Here is an 18,111-nt window from a genome sequence, read left to right as displayed (position 1 = left end):
TGAGGGATTGGAGAATGGAGGCCGGTATAACGCCCGCCCGGCCACTTGTCAGCCTTGATCAGTCCGTTGCCGACATGAAAGATGGCGTCATGCGCCCGCCCGTTCTCGATCCCCTGTTCGCGCCCGTCAGCGTCATCGACGGGATCGGCCCGCGTCTGGCGCGGACGCTTGCAAACCTTCTGCCCGTGCCGGAGGCGATGGAAGAACCGCGTGTGCTTGGCCTCGCGTTCCACCTGCCCCATTCGATTATCGACAGGCGGAAGCAACCCGGTGTCGCGCTGGCGCCGGAGGGCGCCATCGTTACGCTGAAGGTTCGCGTGGACCGGCACCAGCCCTCGCCGCGTGGGCGCGGCAACGTGCCCTATCGGGTTTTCGCCCACGACGAGACTGGCGAAATCGGGCTCGTGTTCTTTCACGCCAAGGCCGCATGGCTGGAAAGGGCCCTGCCCGTCGGCGAGACCGTCCTCGTTTCCGGTCGCGTCGAGTGGTTCAACGGCCGGCCGACTATGGTCCATCCGGACCATATCGTATCCGAGGAGAACGCCGGGTCCCTGCCGTTGGTCGAGCCGGTCTATCCGCTGACGGCCGGATTGTCGGGCAAGGTTCTGCGCAAGGCAGTCCTGTCCGCGCTTGAACGGGTGCCGGAACTGCCGGAATGGATCGACCCGCACCTCTTGGCCAAACAGGACTTCCCCAACTTCCGCGAGAGCCTCGAGCGGTTGCATGCGCCGCGCGATGCCGCCGACGTCGATCTGCAGACGCCGGCGCGCAGGCGGCTGGCTTACGACGAACTCCTGTCTGGACAGCTGGCGCTCGGCCTGGTTCGCCGAAAGATGAAGAAAACGGCGGGCCGCGTTTTCAAGGGCAACGGCGAGATTGCCGGCCGGATTCGGGAAACCTTCCCATACAGCCTGACGGACGCGCAGGAACGCGCGCTCGGCGAGATCCGCACGGACCAGGAACGGCCGGAGCGCATGTTGCGGCTGCTGCAGGGCGATGTCGGGTCCGGAAAGACCATCGTTGCACTGCTGGCAATGGCGAACGTCATCGAGGCCGGCGCGCAAGCCGCGATGATGGCGCCGACGGAAATCCTCGCGCGCCAGCATTTCGCCTCCATCGGCCCGCTGGTCGAGGCAGCGGGTCTGACGATCCGAATTCTAACCGGGCGGGAAAAGGGCAAGGCCCGCGAGGAAACGCTGGCGGCGCTGAAGGCCGGTGAGATCGACATTCTCGTCGGCACGCACGCCCTGTTCCAGGAAAGCGTGCAGTTCCGGGATCTCGGCCTTGCCGTTGTCGACGAGCAGCACAGGTTCGGCGTGCACCAGCGCCTCATGCTGTCGTCCAAGGGGCAGCATTCGGACATGCTCGTCATGACGGCGACGCCGATCCCCCGCACTCTGGTGCTCACCGCCTATGGCGACATGGATGTCTCCAGGCTCGATACCAAGCCGCCGGGCCGGCAGCCCGTGCAGACCGTGACGGTTCCCGCCGGACGCCTGGATGAGGTGGTGGAACGGGCCCGCAGCGCCATGGCGCGGGGCGAGAAGATCTACTGGATATGTCCGCTCGTCGAGGAAAACGACGAATTGAAGGTCGTGTCGGTCGAGGAACGTTTCGACGCGCTGAAAAAGGCGATCGACGCGCCGATGGGCATCGTGCACGGGCGTATGAAGGGCGAGGAAAAGGATGCCGTCATGCAGGCATTCAAGGACGGAGAAATACGCCTGCTGGTGGCAACGACTGTGATCGAGGTCGGCGTCGACGTGCCGGACGCGACGATCATGGTGATCGAGCACGCCGAGCGATTCGGTCTCGCGCAATTGCACCAGTTGCGTGGCCGTGTCGGGCGCGGCACGGGACGCTCCACCTGCCTTTTGCTCTACAAGGAGCCGCTTGGCGAGGTGGCTCACGCGCGGCTGGCGATCATGCGGGAAACCGAGGACGGCTTCCGCATTGCGGAGGAGGATCTGAAGCTCCGCGGCGAAGGCGAGGTGCTCGGTACCCGCCAGTCCGGCTCAGCCAGCTACCGGCTGGCCTCGCTAGCCGATCACGCGGACTTGCTGGAAGTCGCCCGCGACGATGCGCGACTCATCATCGAGACGGATGCCGACCTGGATACGGAGCGCGGTGCGGCGCTGCGTATCCTGCTCTACCTTTTCGAACGTGACGAGGCGATCCGCCTGCTGCGGGCGGGCTAGCCCTTTTTCGCTTCCTTCGCCGCCTTGAAACGCGCGCGCAGCTTCGGTGCCAGCCCCTCCTTGTTGATCTGGCGCGAGCGGGCGAAGGCAACGGCGTCGTCGGGCACCTCGTCGGTCACGACCGAACCGGAAGCGATATAGGCGTTGTCCCCGATGCGCACCGGGGCGACCAGGGAGGTGTTCGAGCCGACGAAGGCGTTGGCGCCGATTTCCGTAAGGTGCTTGCCGTAGCCGTCATAGTTGCAGGTGATGGTGCCAGCACCCAGATTGGCGCGGGGGCCGACCACCGAATCGCCGACATAGGTCAGGTGGTTCACCTTAGCCCCCTCGCCTATCTCGGAATTCTTCACCTCGCAGAAATTGCCCACCTTGGATTTTTCCGAAAGCCGGGCGCCGGGGCGCAGCCGGGCAAAGGGGCCGATTTCGGCATTCTCTCCCACGACCGCCCCTTCCATGTAGGAGAACGAGCGAATGCGCGCGCCGGCCTTGATCTCGACACCGGGGCCGAAGACGACATTCGGCTCGATAATCGCATCGGGCTCGATCTTCGTGTCGTGATGCAGGAAAACCGTGTCCGGGGCGAGCATGGTCACGCCGCTGTCGAGGAAGTCGCAACGGGCGCGATGCTGCCAGATCGCTTCCACCGCAGCGAGGTCGCGGCGCGTGTTCACGCCGACGACATCCTCGACCGGCGCTTCTATGGCGACGACCCTCCGGCCCAGGCTCCGGGCGATTTCCACCGCGTCGGTCATGTAGTATTCGCCCTTGGCATTGTCGTTGCCGACGGCATTCAGCAGCTCCAGAATGGAGTCACCGGAAAAGGCCATTATTCCGCCATTACAAAAGCCTATCCGCCTTTCTTCATCGTTTGCTTCACGATCCTCGCGAATTGCCACGAGTTCGCCGTCCCTCTCGATCAGCCTGCCGTAACCCGAGGGATCTGCGGGCCGGAAGCCCACCACAGCGACCGAAGCCCCCTCCGCGAGACGCGCGCGGGCAGCGCGCATGACACCGGGGCGGACAAGTGGGGTGTCGCCGAACATGACGAGAACGTCATCGTATCCCTTCGCGATCGAATCGCGCGCCGCCAGTACCGCGTGGGCCGTGCCGAGCTGTCCGTCCTGCTCGTGAAAGGTTGCACCATCCAGCATGCCCGACAGGGTCTGTCGCACTTCGGCGCCGCCGTGGCCGATAACGACGGCAATGGATTCCGAGCCCGCCGCCTGTGCCGTCCTCGCGACATGCGCGGCCATCGGCAGGCCGGCTACCGGGTGGAGCACTTTCGGCAGGGCGGACTTCATCCGGGTTCCCTGTCCAGCGGCAAGGATGATGGTCAGACAGCTGCGAGCCATGAGATGGGCCTCCGGGCGGATCTAGTGTGCGGACGAGTCAGCGCATAGCGGGATTCACGCGCGGTTTCCATCCGGGAAACGGATTCCCGTCGCGGCCCCACTTGTCCACTCCGTCCCGGGCATCTATGGCGGTAACATGTCCGACAACCAGTATTCGCCAACGTACCTGCCATATCTGGTGATGCTGGCATCGCCGCTGTTCTTTTCGAGCAATCTCGTTTTCGGCCGATACGTGTCGGGTGAAATCGCCCCGTTCCTGCTCGCGACGATTCGCTGGAGTTGCGTCGCGCTAATTCTCTCACCGTTTGTCTTCCGGCACCGGGCGACGGTCGGGCCCTTGTTGAGGGGCGAGCTGAAACGTCTGGCGCTGCTCGGCTTTCTCGGCATGGGCGTATGCGGGGGTGGCATCTATCTGGCCTTGAATTTCACGACCGCGACCAACGGCACGCTGATCTACACGACATCACCGGTGCTCATTATTGTCCTTGAACGAGTCCTGTATGGGCGACGCAGCCACGCGCGCGAAATGGTCGGGACGATTGCCGCATTCGCCGGCGTTGCCGTCATCGTTCTTCGCGGTTCGTTTGAAACCTTGTGGTCACTGTCGTTCAACCTCGGCGACGTGCTGGTGCTGCTGGCGGCATTCGGTTGGGCAGGCTATTCGATCCTGTACCGCTCCGAGCCGATCCGCCGGGCGAGCAATTTGATGCTGTTCGGACTGGTCGCCATGTTCGGCGCACTGGTCAATTTGCCCATGGCAGTTTGGGAATTGTCACGCGGCCACGGGTTTCCGGCGGGATTGCACAGCTGGATGGCCATTTCAGGAATCATCTTCATTTCATCGCTGCTGGCGTTTTCGACGTATCAGTACGGCGTGCGCACACTCGGCGCATCAATCGCCGGGGTGTTCATGTATTTGATGCCGCCTTGCGGAGTCGGTCTCTCCGTCATTTTTCTCGGCGAGGAGTTCCATTTCTACCACGCGACAGGCATCGCCCTCGTCATGGCGGGCGTAATCGTCGCAACCTTCCCTTCCGGACTTTTTCGCCGGCGGGTCGAAAACAAGTCCTAGCCGAGCGTGCCGAGAACCGGGAAGCGTTCCAAAAGCCAGAACGACATGGATTGCATGCCGCCGGTGAGGAAAAGGATGCCGGCGATCACCAACAGCCCCCCGATAACCTTTTCTACCGTCCCGAGATGGGTGCGGAAGGATTGCATGAATCGCATGAACGCCCCGGAGAACATGGCTGCCAGGAGAAACGGGATACCGAGGCCGGCCGAATAGACTGCGAGCAACGCCGCGCCCTCCCCCACGCTCTCGCGCGCGCCGGCAAGAGTCAGGATCGGGCCGAGGACCGGGCCGATGCAAGGTGTCCAGCCGAAGGCGAAAGCGAGGCCCATGACATAGGCCGCGAATGGGTTGGCGGGGGCGCCCTGAGTCTGGAACCGGGCTTCTCTCGAGAGCAAGGCTATCCGGAAGACGCCGAGGAAGTTCAGCCCCATCAGGATGATGACGACGCCGGCTGCCATCGCCAGCCAGTCCTGCCAGGCCCGCAGCAGCGCGCCGATCGTGCTGGCGCCGGCGCCGAGCGCGACGAAAACCGTGGTAAAGCCGGCGACGAAGGTCAGTGACGCGACAAGAAGCGGCAGCCGCGCCGGCGCCGCCGCGACCGTGCCGTCGCCCTGGCCCGTTTCGCCGCGGAACTGTTCGACCGACACGCCTGCCATGTAGCACAGGTAGGGCGGCACGAGCGGCAGGACGCATGGCGAAAGGAAGGAAAGCGCACCTGCCGCTAGCGCACTGACATAGGATACGTCGACAGCCATTTCCGCTCCGGTCCGTTCATGTATGGCACAGGCCGCCCGGCAGGCGGCGGCGTCTCCATAGGACATCTGATCCTCGCGTGGAAATCACCATTTCGCGCGGCGGCGAATTGCCACGTTTTTCGTCGGCGGACACGCAAATAGCTGTTGACCGTCCGGAGTGGCATCCCTATGAACGTGCCGTCTTGACGGCGGGTCCGCCGGTCGGGAGCGCGTAGCTCAGCTGGTAGAGCAACTGACTTTTAATCAGTAGGTCCAGGGTTCGAACCCCTGCGCGCTCACCATTTCCCCTTTTGCATCCATTTCGTCCCGCCATGCCGGTCCCGCGCCGGAAGCATAAGTCTGCCGGTGATTCGCCTTCCGCCGGCCTGCGCAATCGAATCAAGCATCGGGGGCGCAATCCGGAGTACATTTACGCTGCGGCAGCCCGTCTATTCTTGCTCTTTTGGCCGGGTCTTTGTGCCGATTTTCGCGAAAGCGCCCCATTTTCAGCCTGTTCGGCCTCGATTGTTAAGCCGTTCGTAACCCTTCCGACTTCTTAGACTAAAGTGTCTTTCATCATGGAGGGGCTAGTCGATGCTCGGAAGACTTCAGGCGATTTTAAGCACGAATGCGCTTTCATCAATCAAGGTTCGCTTCGCCGCGCTCGTGGTCGGAGCGGCTTTGATTTCCTGCGCGGCTGTCGGTGCGCTGAGCTACCAGATCGGGAAGAACGGTCTGATCGATGCGAGCCAACTCCGGCTCGACATGATAGCAGAAAATCAGGCGGACAAGCTTTCGGCAGAGGTTAGGCGAATCGAGCAGGCGGTTTCCGACATAGCCAACAACAACGCATTTGGCGACGCGCTTCAGTCGATCACCGGCGTTCTTCTTGACGCCGAAAGAGAAGATATCGTCGCGAATTTCCGGTTGCCGGAAAAGAGTGTCCAGGAGCGGGCAAGCCTGGACGCAAGCGGCCTGAAGCTGATGTACGCGGTGCAGTACTCGAAGATACACAGCTCCTTGTACAATGTCTGGCAGAATACCGGCGCCAGCGACATATACATCATTAACAAGGAAGGGAATGTAATCTTTACCGCCACCAACGGGCGCGAGCTGCTGACGAATGTCGCGGACGCCGGAAATGAGCCTCTCGCCGAGATATATCAGCAGGTGGCGAACGGCGCTGTCGATGAAATGCACCTCCTCGGATTTACTCCGTACGACAGCGAAGACGGCAAATTCTCTGCATTCGTTGCTCATCCTCTCAATTTCAGCAATTGGGGCACCATCGAGCAGGTGGGTACCGTTATCGTACGTGTGTCCGACGCGCACATGGGGGCAATGGTGACGCCGAAAGGTATCGGCGACACAATCGACGACGCCTTCCTTATCACGACCGACGGCGAGTTCCGCGCCGGGGTTGCCCCCCAGAGTCTGATGAATTCCGTGCCGTCCGAATTGGTCAGCGAAGCCAGGGAAAAGGCGACGGCATCCCGGTTCGTGGATGTCGATGGTCGCAAGATGTTCTACTCCTACAGGCCGATCCGGACATTCGGACAGGACCACCTGCTGGCGATTGGGCAATCCGAAGATGCAATTCTCGCATCGGCGAACACCTTGGCTTCCATGGCGTTCCTGACGACCATCGCAGTCGTGGCTGTGATGTGCCTTGCCGGCTACTTCGTCTCGGCGCGGATGACAAAGCCGCTAATCGAGCTTGTCGGGCAGATGAATCGGCTTACTGCGGGAGACAAGTCGATCGATATTACCGCGACCGATCGTCGTGACGAAATCGGCGATATGGCGCGCGCGCTCGAATCGTTCCGCAACAACGCACTCGAAAAGGATCGAATGGAAGCGGAAGCTGAAGTTCGCGACAGGCAGATGGCTGAAGAGCGCAGAAGTCGCGATGCGGAGAAAGAAAGAACTGCACGCGAACTGGAGGCCGCAGTCGCAGCACTTGCAACCGGCTTGACGAATCTCGCGAATGGCCGTCTCGACTGGCGAATTGACGAGCCGTTCGTGGAATCTCTCGACTCGCTGCGCCTGGACTTCAACCGCTCAATGGAGCAGTTGGAGGCCACCATGAAGGTGATCCGTACCAATGCGGATTCGATCCATGGAGGTTCCAACAGCTTGCGGGAATCGGCCCAGAACTTGTCGGAGCGCACCGAGCGTCAGGCGGCTACCCTCGAGGAGAGTGCTGCAGCGCTTGCAGAAGTCAACAAGTCGGTGAACGAAGCTTTCGAACGCTGCAATACCGCCGTGGCGGTCGCTACCGATACACGCCAAAATGCGGAAAAATCGGCAAATGTCGTTCGCGACGCCATAGAGGCGATGAAGCGGATCGAGGAGTCTTCCGGAGAAATCCGAAACATCATCGACCTAATTGACCAGATCGCGTTCCAGACCAACCTGCTTGCGCTGAACGCCGGTGTGGAAGCGGCTCGGGCGGGCGAAGCAGGCAAAGGCTTCGCGGTGGTGGCCGAGGAAGTGCGTGAACTGGCTCAGCGGTCGGCCAATGCGGCCAAGGACATCAACCAGCTGATCCTGCGTTCGACCCAGGATGTTGAGAACGGTGTGTCGCTGGTCAATTCGACTGGTGAAAGCCTCGGCGAAATCACGACCAACATCGAAGTGATGGACGAGCATATCAACGCGATTGCCGCATCGTCCCGCGATCAGGCAACGCGAATCGGCGAAATCAGCACCTCGGTTGACGAGCTTGACCGTTTCACCCAACAGAATGCAGCAATGGTGGAAGAAACCACGGCGTCGGTTTATTCGCTCTCAAGAGATGCCGACAAGCTGAACGAGCAGATCAGCCACTTCATCGTTGGGGAGTCGGAAGAAGACGCACGTCGAAGTGCTGCCTAGCACCGACATACGATACGGACAATCCATGCGCGCCTACTGGCGCGCATGTTCCATTTGGGGCTGCGTCAAAACCCAATCGATTGCATGAACCGAATAACTTCCCTCACCACATAATTGGTCGCGCCTGCATTGTTCTGGGCAAAGTCCCAGACAATGAAGATGACCAGCGCGGCAATGAAGGCCAGTATCCGCATGGATACTAGTATATCATCCAAATCGTTGCCGGAAAATGCCTTTGGGTAACATGTCCTCCAATCGGAGGCATCATTTGCCGTCGGGATCATGTGCTCCGAACACCTGTTTGCAGCGTGGCCCCTAACCGCCGCAGACGCACCATGAGAATTGCCACCTTCAACGTGCAGAACATGCGCCTTCGGCAGGTAGCCGGGCACCCTCGACTTTCGGGCGCGAAAGACCATGACGCGATTAACGAGGACATTCGCGATGACTTCGTCCTTGATCCCATTGATCGGCTCCTGACCGCGGCTGTCTTGCGTCGCGCGGATGCAGATGTCGTCGCTCTGCAGGAGGTGTATGACAAGGAGACGCTTGATTATTTCCATGAAAATTATCTCGTCGCGCGCGGCATGAGGCCTTACGAACAGCGCATCTGCCTGCCGGGAAATGACGGTCGGGGATACGATGTCGCGCTAATGAGCCGGGTCGAGCTATCGGATGTGATCAGCCATGCGGGCGTAACGGCCGGCGAGTTGGGAATTGGCAATCCGCCGCAGCGTGACGAAAACGAGCCGATATTTCGACGCGACTGCCTCAGCGCGCGCGTCGGGCCATTGACGCTCTACATTTGTCACTTCAAGGCGCCCTATCCCGACCCGGACGATGCGTGGTCTGCCAGACGGCTGGAAGCACTCGCGGTTCGCCGCCTGATCGAAAGACAATTCAGCGATCCGGCAGCCGCTATGTGGATCATACTGGGCGACCTGAATGAACCTCTGTACGAAACAAGGCGGGAACGGGCGATTGCACCATTGACCGATGGTTTCGCGGTGGACCTTGTCAAACGCCACCCGACAGGGCGGCAGTGGTCTTATCACCTACGGGATAATGACAGCTATTCGCGACCTGACGCGATGCTTGCGTCACCTGCCCTTGCGCGGGCATGGCCGGACGCCGTGCCGTATTACCTGCGCGAGGGGTTGTCGCGGAACGCAAGGCGATACACCGGGCAGCGCCTGCCGGGCGTCGGGGAGGAACGGCCGCATGCCAGCGACCACGCGGCGTTGGTGATCGATCTTGCGGGAATTTGAACTGGAGATCGACGTCTCGTTTACACCAGGCGGCTCTGTTCCAGTGCAGCCTCGATGAAGCTGGCAAAAAGCGGATGGGGCTCGAACGGGCGCGATTTCAGTTCGGGATGGTATTGCACGCCGATGAACCAGGGGTGGTCCGGATATTCGATGGTTTCCGGCAACACTCCGTCCGGCGAAAGGCCTGAGAAGACCAGGCCGCACTCTTCGAGCCTATCCCGATAGTCAATGTTCACTTCGTAGCGGTGGCGATGGCGCTCGGAAATCTCGGCTGCGCCGTAGATCTGCGCGATGCGTGTGCCTTCTTTCAGCGCCGCCTGGTATGCGCCAAGACGCATGGTGCCGCCAAGATCGCCGGATTGCGTCCGCTTTTCCAGCATGTTGCCCTTGAGCCACTCCGTCATGAGGCCGACAACCGGCTCACCAGTGGGGCCGAACTCGGTCGACGAAGCCTTTTCGATCCCGGCCAGCGAACGCGCGGCCTCAATACATGCCATCTGCATTCCGAAACAGATACCGAAATACGGTACCTTTCGTTCACGGGCAAAGGTTGCGGCCGCAATCTTGCCCTCCGCACCGCGCTCTCCGAAGCCACCGGGCACGAGAATGCCGTGAACGTTCTCGAGGTAGGTCGCCGGATCCTCGCTTTCGAAGATCTCGGACTCGATCCACTGCAGATTGACCTTGACCCGGTTGGCCATGCCACCGTGATGGAGTGCCTCGATGAGCGATTTGTAGGCGTCCTTCAGCCCCGTATACTTGCCCACGATGGCGATCGTAACTTCGCCCTCGGGATTGTGGACGCGATCGGAAACATCTTCCCAGACGCTCATTCGGGGTTGCGGTGCCGGTTCGATCCCGAAGGCAGCCAGCACTTCCTCATCCAGCCCTTCGTCGTGATAGGCCTTGGGGACGTCATAGATCGAAGCGACGTCAAGTGCCTGGATCACGGCCGACTCCCGCACATTGCAGAACAGCGACAGCTTCTTGCGCTCCGAATCCGGGATCGGCCGGTCGGCGCGAACGAGAAGGATATCCGGAGCGATGCCGATCGATCGCAGTTCCTTGACCGAATGCTGCGTCGGCTTGGTCTTAAGTTCGCCGGCTGCAGGAATGTAGGGCATCAGCGTTAGATGCACATAGACGGCGTTGCCACGAGGCAGGTCGTTGCCGAGCTGGCGGATCGCTTCCATGAACGGCATTGCCTCGATATCGCCGACCGTGCCGCCAATTTCGCAAAGGACGAAATCGTATTCGTCGTTGCCGTCGAGCACGAAGTTCTTGATTTCGTCGGTGACGTGAGGAATGACCTGCACCGTCGCCCCCAGATAATCGCCTCGTCGTTCCTTGGCGATGATGTTCTGGTAGATGCGTCCGGTGGTTATGTTGTCATTGCGGTTGGCGGACCGCCCGGTAAAACGTTCGTAATGACCGAGATCAAGATCGGTTTCCGCCCCGTCATCGGTCACGAAGACTTCGCCATGCTGATAGGGCGACATCGTGCCGGGATCGACGTTGAGATAGGGGTCGAGTTTCTTCAGCCTGACGCTATAGCCGCGCGCTTGGAGAAGCGCGCCGAGAGCCGCGGAAGCGATGCCTTTTCCAAGGGAAGAAACCACGCCACCAGTTATGAATACATACCGTGCCATGGGACTTGACCGTTAGCCGGTCGAAACCGATTCCGCAAAGAAAAAAACGCCTCGCATGAATTTTCCCACACGAGGCATCATCATGTTGACCGCTATTGGGCTATTCCGTGGGCACTGCCGGCACGGCGGGCGCCTCGTCTGTCGCGGGGGCTGCCGGTTCCTCGGCACCGAGCAAATCCAGCACGCCGCTGCCGGACGCCGGCTCCCCTGTCTCGCCATCTTGCTGCACTTGGGCAGGAACGCGATCCAGGATGTCGGTCGGGCTCTCTCCGTAGCGCGCGATCAGGCCGAGGCCAATTGATGTGGCAAAGAAAGCAGCCGCCAGGATGCCGGTCGTGCGGGTCAACGCATCAGCTGCGCCGCGTGCCGACATGAAACCGCCGGTTCCGCCACCTCCCATTCCAAGCGCACCGCCTTCGGAACGCTGCAGGAGGACAACCCCCACCAAGGCAATCACGATCATGAGGTGGATGACTATAAGTACGGTTTCCATTGGACCTTGTCTCGGTTCTTCCGTTCGACGCGCGTCTCTACACGCTATGGCTGGTGATTTGAAGCGATAAATCTGCCGGTCAGGCGCCCACGCCTTCACAAATGGCGAGAAAGTCGGATGCTTTCAAGCTCGCTCCCCCAACCAGGCCGCCATCCACATTCGCGATCGAAAAGATCTCCTTCGCGTTAGCGGGCTTCACGGATCCGCCATAGAGGATGCGGACCCCCTCACCTTCACTTCCGAAACGCTCGGTCATGATCCTGCGAATTAGTGCGTGCATGGCCTCGATGTCATCGCCGGACGGTACGAGCCCGGTCCCGATGGCCCACACCGGTTCATATGCGATTACCGTGTTCGCCGCGTTCATTGCGTCCGGAACCGATCCTGCCAACTGCGATGCAACCACGTTTTCGGCATTTCCGGATTCACGCTCCTCGCGTGTTTCGCCGACGCAGACGATTGCGCTAAGGCCCGCCCGCCATGCCGCCTTGGCCTTGTCTGCTACGAGGGCATTCGTTTCGCTGTGATCCGTGCGCCGTTCCGAATGCCCGACTATGACGGCGGTTGCGCCTGCATCGGCCAGCATCTCTGCCGAAATGTCGCCGGTATGTGCGCCGCTTTCCAGGGGATGGCAGTCTTCGCCGCCAATCGACAATACGCTGTCGGCGGCAACGGAGGCGGCGCGTTCGATCAGCGTGGCCGGCAGGCAGAGCAGCGTTTCGTGTGGCAGCGCATCCTTGTGATCCAGACCGGCACAGACATCGCGTATCTCCCCCAGCGATGCGGCGGTGCCATTCATTTTCCAGTTTCCTGCAACAAGTGGTGTCACGCCGGGCGTCATGTTCATTTCCTTTCACGATTGGTCGAAGCCCTGTTAGCGCCTAGTTGCACCGAGTAAAAGGCTTGACGGGCGCTTGCTTCGCCGAACCAGCACACCTAAAAAGCGGCGAAACGAACAACGGAACCTTCAAACATGCTCGACGGTCTGCGTAACGCGTCAAAATCTTGGGTGGCAAAGGCGCTCCTCCTGCTTCTTCTCGTGAGTTTCGGTGTCTGGGGGGTGTCGGGTCAAATATTCACCGGTGTTGCAGGCGACGCGGTCGTCACCGCCGGACAGACGAAGGTTTCCGCGCTCGACTACCGGCTCGCCTACGACCGCCAACTGGCTGCATATTCGCGCCAACTCGGAGAGCGGCTCACCGCTGAACAGGCGCGCCTCTTTGGTGTCGACCGAGCCGTACTTGGCCAGATGGTGGCCGGCGCGGTCCTGGATGAACAGTCCAGGGTTATGCAACTCGGCTTGTCGAAAGACCGACTGGCCATCCTTATTGCCGAGGATCCGGCGTTTCAGGGTGCCGACGGTCGCTTCAGTCGCGACAATTTCCGCATCGCGCTGCGCAATATCGGCATGACAGAAGAGGAATATATCAGAAGTCGCGAAAATGTGGCGATTCGTCAGCAGATCGTCGAGGCGGTTTCCGATGGTATCCAGGTTCCCGGGACAATGCTTGAAGCCTTCGCTCAACACAGCGGCGAGAAACGGGATGTCCAGTACATAACGATCGGGGACAGTGTCATCGAGCCCGTGGAGGCGCCTGGGGAGGACGAACTGCGGGCCTATTTCGAGGCCCACAAGGCCGACTACCGCGCTCCCGAATACCGCAAGATCGACTTCGTTCGCCTTACTCCCGAGGCCATTGTCGATGAAGCCGCAATCTCCGAGGAGGCCGTCCGCGCAGACTATGAAGCGCGCAAGGATCGCTACACCGCACCTGAAACCAGGACCATAGAGCAACTCGTATTTGCCGATGACGCGGCCGCAGCAGCGGCTCACGAGCGCATCCTTGCCGGGCAGTCGTTCGAGGACGCCGTTGCAGACGCCGGCAGAACCATGGACGACGTGCGAATCGGCACTTTTGCAAAAGCGGACCTGCCCGATCCGGCGGTTGCAGAAGCGGCGTTTTCGCTAGGCAGCCCCGGCGAAGTCAGCAATCTGATCGAAGGTGCGTTTGGCAAGGTTATTGTTCGCGTGACGGCAATCAATCCCGCCCGTGTCCAGCCTTTCGAGGAAGTGAGTGAGGATATCCGCCGCGAACTGGCCCTTGTCGAAGCCAATGATGTTCTTCTCGACATTCATGATGCCTATGAGGATGCGCGTGCGGGCGGTGCGACGATGCAGGAGGCCGCAGAGGGGCAAAAGCTTCAGATGCAAACGATCGAGGCTGTCGATGAACAGGGGATGTCCCCGTCCGGCGAACCTGTGTCCAGCATACCCGAGCAGGACGCGCTGATTGCCGCCGCATTCGAGACCGACATCGGTATCGAGAACCCGCCTCTCGATGCCGCGGACTCGGGGTTCCTTTGGTATGAGGTTCGGGAAGTCACACCGGCGCGCGATCGCGAGTTCGAGGAAGTTCGCGACCGCGTGACGGAAGACTGGATGGCTGAGGAGACGGAAAGTCGCATTGCGGCCAAGGCACAAAGCCTTGCTGAACGTCTTGCAGCCGGAGAATCGCTCGAGGAACTGGCCGAGAGCGAAGGAGTGCAAATCGAGACCAAGTACGGATTGCAGCGCGGTGCAACGGACGCGGACTTCGGCGGCACGGGCGTATCTGAGATTTTCGACGGTGGTCCCGATCATAGCGGCACGTTTCCGGCACCCGCGGGAAACACCTACAAGATATTCCGGGTGACGTCGGTGTCGCAGGCGGTCGGCGGTGCCGAGAATCTCGGTCCCGGTGTCCGTGAGGGTGTTCGTACGAGCATGGCCGACGACCTGCTTGACCAGATGGTCGCCAAGCTGCAAACGATCTATCCAGTTGAAATAAACCAGAACGCAATCCAGCGCGCGTTGAGCATACAGTAAGGGGTGGCATGAACGACTTGAAACCCTTTATCGCGAAAGCCGCCGACGGCGAGTCTCTCTCGCGCGACGAGGCACGCGCGGCGTTCGACGTCATGATGTCCGGTAACGCTACGCCATCGCAGATTGGCGGCTTCCTCATGGCATTGCGTGTGCGCGGCGAAACGGTTGACGAGATCGCCGGAGCCGTGGCCGTGATGCGTGAAAAGATGACCCCGGTCGACGCACCCGATGGCGTCATAGACATTGTTGGTACCGGCGGGGACAATTCAGGCAGCTATAACGTTTCTACTTGTGCCGCCTTTATCGCCGCAGGCGCGGGTGCAACGATTGCAAAGCACGGCAATCGCTCACTGTCTTCCAAATCCGGTTCTGCTGAAGCCTTGGCCGAATTGGGGTTTGATCTCGATGCCACCCCTGAGACTATCAGCCGGTGTATTCGCGAGGGCGGTCTCGGGTTCATGTTCGCGCCTATGCACCATGCCGCCATGCGCCATGTCGGGCCAAGCCGCGTGGAGCTGGGCACCCGCACGATCTTCAACCTTCTTGGTCCGCTATCCAATCCTGCCGGCGCAAAGCGACAGGTCGTCGGGGTATTCTCACCGGAATGGGTCGTCCCGCTCGCCCACGTGCTTAAAGCCCTCGGATCCGAGCATGTATGGGTCGTATATGGCGACGGGCTCGACGAGCTCACCACGGCTGGAATGACGCAGGTGGCCGAGCTGAAAGACGGCGCGATCACCACATTCGAATTGACGCCCGAAGATGTTGGGTTGCCCCGCGTCGACATCTCCGATCTCAAGGGCGGTGACCCCGTTTCAAATGCAGCTGCGCTGAGGGAGGTCCTGGACGGTGCACGGAACGCCTACCGGGACATCGCCTGCCTTAACGCTGCGGCCGGTCTCATCGTCGCCGGGATCGCCGGCGATCTGTCGGAAGGCCTGCAATTGGCCGCGGAATCGCTCGAAAGCGGTAGCGCCAAGGCCGTTGCCGAAAAGGCCGCCGCGATGTCGCGCGGCGAGTCAGTCTGACGGCGGGCCGATGGTCGATATCCTGAAGAAGATTGAGGTTTACAAGCGCGAGGAAATAGCGGCCGCGAAAACCGCTGTCCCTATCGCGGAGTTGAAGGCGCGCTGCGCGGATATGCAGCCGCCACGTGGTTTCCTCGCCGCCCTGCACAGCCGCAAGGAAGCAGGCTCTTTCGGGCTGATCGCGGAAATCAAGAAGGCAAGCCCGTCAAAAGGCCTCATCCGGGCGGACTTTGATCCGCCGGCGCTGGCGAAAGCATATGAAATGGGCGGTGCGGCCTGCCTCTCCGTGCTGACGGACAAGCCGTCCTTCCAGGGGGCACCAGAGTATCTTGGCGCGGCTCGTGAAGCCTGCTGCTTGCCTGCTTTGCGCAAGGATTTCATGTTCGAGCCGTACCAGGTGCATGAAGCGCGCAGCTGGGGCGCGGATGCAATCCTCATCATCATGGCATCGCTGGACGATGATGAGGCGCGAGCGCTGGAGGAAACTGCTTTCGAACTTGGCATGGATGCCCTGATCGAGGTGCACGACGAGGATGAGATGGAGCGCGCATTGCGGCTGTCCTCACGGCTGCTTGGCGTGAACAACAGAAACCTCCGCACGTTCGAGGTCGACCTGGCCAATTCCGAACGGTTGGCAGCCATGGTCGACGATGATCGAATTCTGGTCGGTGAGAGTGGCATATTCGTTCATGACGACTGCCTCCGCCTGTCTCGGGCCGGCATTTCCAGCTTTCTGGTTGGCGAAAGCCTCATGCGCGAAGACAATGTCGAGGCGGCTACGCGACGGCTGCTGACCGGCGAGAATGCGGACGCTAGGATGTCGACCTGACATGGCCGGTGACAAAAGCGAAAGGTTGACCCATTTGGGCTCCGATGGCGCGGCCAACATGGTCGATGTCGAAACGAAGTCGGAAACCGTGCGGGAAGCCGTGGCCGAGGGGTTTGTCACCATGACCCGCGAAACCTTGGATGCGATTCTCGCCGGCAATGCGCAAAAAGGCGATGTCACGGCAGCTGCCCGGATTGCCGGCATCATGGCGGCCAAGAAAACGCATGAGCTAATCCCGCTCTGCCATCCGCTGCTGCTGACCAAGGTGTCGGTAGAGATCGAGACAGTACCCGAGCTGCCGGGGCTGCGCGTCGAGGCGATGGCCAGGTTGTCCGGGAAGACAGGTGTGGAGATGGAAGCACTGACTGCTGCTTCGGTTGCCTGCCTGACGATCTACGACATGGCGAAAGCAATAGACAAGGGCATGGAAATCGGCCCCGTGCGGCTACTGTCCAAGACCGGCGGCAAGTCGGGGACATGGACACGGGGCGAAGGATGAGTTCGACTCTCCTTCCGGTGGCGGACGCCCGGGCGCGGTTGCTCCGAGGAGTCATACCGTTAGGTGCCGAAACCGTTGCGCTGGCAGAGGCTTTTGGTCGCGTGCTTGCCCGGGATCTCCCGGCTATGCGTACGCAACCCCCGGAAGCGGTTTCGGCCATGGATGGATATGCTGTCCGGGCCGGCGATCTGAAGGATGCGCGGACAGAATTGGCTATCATCGGCGAAATACCGGCTGGCCATCCGTTTTCGGGCACGCTCGGATCGGGTCAGGCAGCGCGGATTTTCACCGGTGGCGTCGTTCCGGAGGGCGCCGATACGGTAATAGTCCAGGAAAACGTTACCGTCTTGGACAATCAGCGCATTCTCGTGAACCGACCGGAGCCAAGGGGACGCAATATCCGGGATGCCGGACTGGATTTCGTTGCCGGGCAGACGGTTCTCAAGGCCGGTACACTGCTTGACCCTGGTGCGCTCTGCCTTGCTGCCGCATCCAATCACCCTGCCCTTTCGGTCGTTCGCAAACCGCGCGTCGCCGTTGTCGCGACCGGTGACGAGTTGCTGCCTCCCGGTTCCGAACCCGGCCCGGGCCAGATCATCGCTTCCAATTCCTATGGAATCGGGGCGGTCGCATCGGAGTCGGGCGCCGAGGTGATCGATCTCGGCATTGTGTCTGACCGCGAGGTTGAACTTGGCAACGCTCTTGACCGTGCCGCGGAATGCGGCTGCGATATACTGGTTACCCTGGGCGGCGCATCGGTGGGCGATCACGACCTTGTCAGGAAGGTATTCGTCGATCGAGGGATGAAGCTGGACTTCTGGAAGATCGCCATGCGCCCCGGAAAGCCGCTGATGCATGGCCGGTACGAGGCAATGCGCGTTCTCGGGCTACCCGGCAATCCCGTGTCCGCACTGGTTTGCGGCCTCCTGTTTCTCAAGCCCTTGGTCGAGCGACTCGCCGGGCGTCCGGCGAGTGAGGTCCGTGCCACGGCGCTACTGGAAACGCCGCTTCGGGCAAACGATGGGCGGGAAGATTATATGCGGGGCATCGCGCGCCGCGATGCGGACGGAAATCTTAAGGCCAGGGCATTCGACGTTCAGGATTCATCCATGATCAGCGCATTTGCGCGTTCCAATGTGCTTCTGGTTCGCCCACCCCGCGCGCCGGCGGCAAATGTCGGCGATCCGGTGGAAGTACTCGTCATCAAGCCCGGTACAATTTAGCCAATTGTTAAACGCTTGCGGAA

The 18,111-nt window shown here is 60.9% G+C and carries 15 protein-coding genes and 1 tRNA gene; 10 read left to right on the top strand and 6 right to left on the bottom strand.

Annotated elements, in window-relative coordinates; all coding sequences use genetic code 11:
• Positions 1 to 89 precede the first annotated feature (89 nt).
• Complete coding sequence (gene recG, locus HTY61_RS06490) at positions 90 to 2,198, top strand: ATP-dependent DNA helicase RecG (protein WP_428978289.1); 2,109 nt, start codon at positions 90 to 92, stop codon at positions 2,196 to 2,198.
• Here the strand turns inward: recG and glmU are convergent.
• Positions 2,195 to 3,550 (bottom strand): bifunctional UDP-N-acetylglucosamine diphosphorylase/glucosamine-1-phosphate N-acetyltransferase GlmU, encoded by a 1,356-nt coding sequence (gene glmU, locus HTY61_RS06485; RefSeq protein WP_175276022.1) that lies wholly within the window; start codon positions 3,548 to 3,550, stop codon positions 2,195 to 2,197. The genes recG and glmU overlap by 4 nt on opposite strands.
• Before the next feature lie 136 nt (positions 3,551 to 3,686).
• On the opposite strand from glmU, the gene HTY61_RS06480 reads away from it, so the two are divergent.
• Complete coding sequence (locus HTY61_RS06480; RefSeq protein WP_175276021.1) at positions 3,687 to 4,622, top strand: DMT family transporter; 936 nt, start codon at positions 3,687 to 3,689, stop codon at positions 4,620 to 4,622.
• Here the strand turns inward: HTY61_RS06480 and HTY61_RS06475 are convergent.
• Positions 4,619 to 5,377 carry a cytochrome c biogenesis CcdA family protein gene (locus HTY61_RS06475; protein ID WP_175276020.1) on the bottom strand — a complete coding sequence of 253 codons (759 nt, stop codon included), beginning with the start codon at positions 5,375 to 5,377 and terminating at the stop codon, positions 4,619 to 4,621. The two genes, HTY61_RS06480 and HTY61_RS06475, sit on opposite strands and share 4 nt — an antisense overlap.
• A 205-nt stretch (positions 5,378 to 5,582) precedes the next feature.
• On the opposite strand from HTY61_RS06475, the gene HTY61_RS06470 reads away from it, so the two are divergent.
• Both HTY61_RS06470 and HTY61_RS06465 read left to right on the top strand, forming a co-directional pair.
• Positions 5,583 to 5,658 (top strand) — tRNA-Lys (locus tag HTY61_RS06470).
• Between the two features lie 292 nt (positions 5,659 to 5,950).
• Entirely contained in the window at positions 5,951 to 8,233 is a 2,283-nt protein-coding gene (locus HTY61_RS06465) for a methyl-accepting chemotaxis protein (RefSeq protein ID WP_175276019.1), read from the top strand.
• A gap of 65 nt (positions 8,234 to 8,298) precedes the next feature.
• On the opposite strand, the gene HTY61_RS06460 is transcribed toward HTY61_RS06465, so the two are convergent.
• Positions 8,299 to 8,517, bottom strand: a complete 219-nt coding sequence (locus HTY61_RS06460; protein ID WP_175276018.1) for a hypothetical protein — start codon at positions 8,515 to 8,517, stop codon at positions 8,299 to 8,301.
• Here HTY61_RS06460 and HTY61_RS06455 point away from each other — a divergent pair, their 5' ends adjacent.
• Positions 8,518 to 9,501: an endonuclease/exonuclease/phosphatase family protein gene (locus HTY61_RS06455; RefSeq protein WP_197945368.1), complete on the top strand. Its 984-nt coding sequence runs from the start codon at positions 8,518 to 8,520 to the stop codon at positions 9,499 to 9,501. It abuts the gene before it with no gap.
• Between the two features lie 20 nt (positions 9,502 to 9,521).
• Here HTY61_RS06455 and pyrG read toward each other — a convergent pair whose 3' ends face one another.
• The 3 genes from pyrG to tpiA all read right to left on the bottom strand — a co-directional run bounded on the left by pyrG (position 9,522) and on the right by tpiA (position 12,484).
• Positions 9,522 to 11,150, bottom strand: coding sequence for a CTP synthase (gene pyrG, locus HTY61_RS06450; RefSeq protein ID WP_175276017.1), 1,629 nt, complete (start codon positions 11,148 to 11,150; stop codon positions 9,522 to 9,524).
• Positions 11,151 to 11,250: 100 nt separating this feature from the next.
• On the bottom strand, positions 11,251 to 11,643 hold the full coding sequence (gene secG / locus HTY61_RS06445; RefSeq protein ID WP_175276016.1) for a preprotein translocase subunit SecG: 393 nt from the start codon (positions 11,641 to 11,643) through the stop codon (positions 11,251 to 11,253).
• A 79-nt stretch (positions 11,644 to 11,722) separates the two neighbouring features.
• The gene (gene tpiA / locus HTY61_RS06440; protein ID WP_175278448.1) at positions 11,723 to 12,484 is read right to left on the bottom strand and encodes a triose-phosphate isomerase; all 762 of its coding nucleotides are present in this window, start codon (positions 12,482 to 12,484) and stop codon (positions 11,723 to 11,725) included.
• A 132-nt stretch (positions 12,485 to 12,616) separates the two neighbouring features.
• On the opposite strand from tpiA, the gene HTY61_RS06435 reads away from it, so the two are divergent.
• Genes HTY61_RS06435 through HTY61_RS06415 form a run of 5 tightly spaced genes read left to right on the top strand, consistent with a single transcriptional unit; the run spans position 12,617 to position 18,088 of the window.
• Complete coding sequence (locus HTY61_RS06435) at positions 12,617 to 14,509, top strand: peptidylprolyl isomerase (RefSeq protein ID WP_175276015.1); 1,893 nt, start codon at positions 12,617 to 12,619, stop codon at positions 14,507 to 14,509.
• Between the two features lie 8 nt (positions 14,510 to 14,517).
• The gene (gene trpD, locus HTY61_RS06430; RefSeq protein WP_175276014.1) at positions 14,518 to 15,537 is read left to right on the top strand and encodes an anthranilate phosphoribosyltransferase; all 1,020 of its coding nucleotides are present in this window, start codon (positions 14,518 to 14,520) and stop codon (positions 15,535 to 15,537) included.
• A 10-nt stretch (positions 15,538 to 15,547) separates the two neighbouring features.
• The gene (gene trpC / locus HTY61_RS06425; RefSeq protein WP_175276013.1) at positions 15,548 to 16,366 is read left to right on the top strand and encodes an indole-3-glycerol phosphate synthase TrpC; all 819 of its coding nucleotides are present in this window, start codon (positions 15,548 to 15,550) and stop codon (positions 16,364 to 16,366) included.
• A gap of 1 nt (position 16,367) precedes the next feature.
• Positions 16,368 to 16,865, top strand: a complete 498-nt coding sequence (gene moaC, locus HTY61_RS06420; RefSeq protein WP_175276012.1) for a cyclic pyranopterin monophosphate synthase MoaC — start codon at positions 16,368 to 16,370, stop codon at positions 16,863 to 16,865.
• Entirely contained in the window at positions 16,862 to 18,088 is a 1,227-nt protein-coding gene (locus HTY61_RS06415) for a molybdopterin molybdotransferase MoeA (RefSeq protein WP_175276011.1), read from the top strand. The genes moaC and HTY61_RS06415 overlap by 4 nt, the downstream gene beginning before the upstream one ends.
• Positions 18,089 to 18,111 lie beyond the last annotated feature (23 nt).

Origin of the sequence: Oricola thermophila, assembly GCF_013358405.1 — a bacterium.
Taxonomy (GTDB): domain Bacteria; phylum Pseudomonadota; class Alphaproteobacteria; order Rhizobiales; family Rhizobiaceae; genus Oricola; species Oricola thermophila.
Note: the sequence above shows the minus strand (reverse complement) of the source record. Positions and strands in the feature narration are given on the sequence as shown.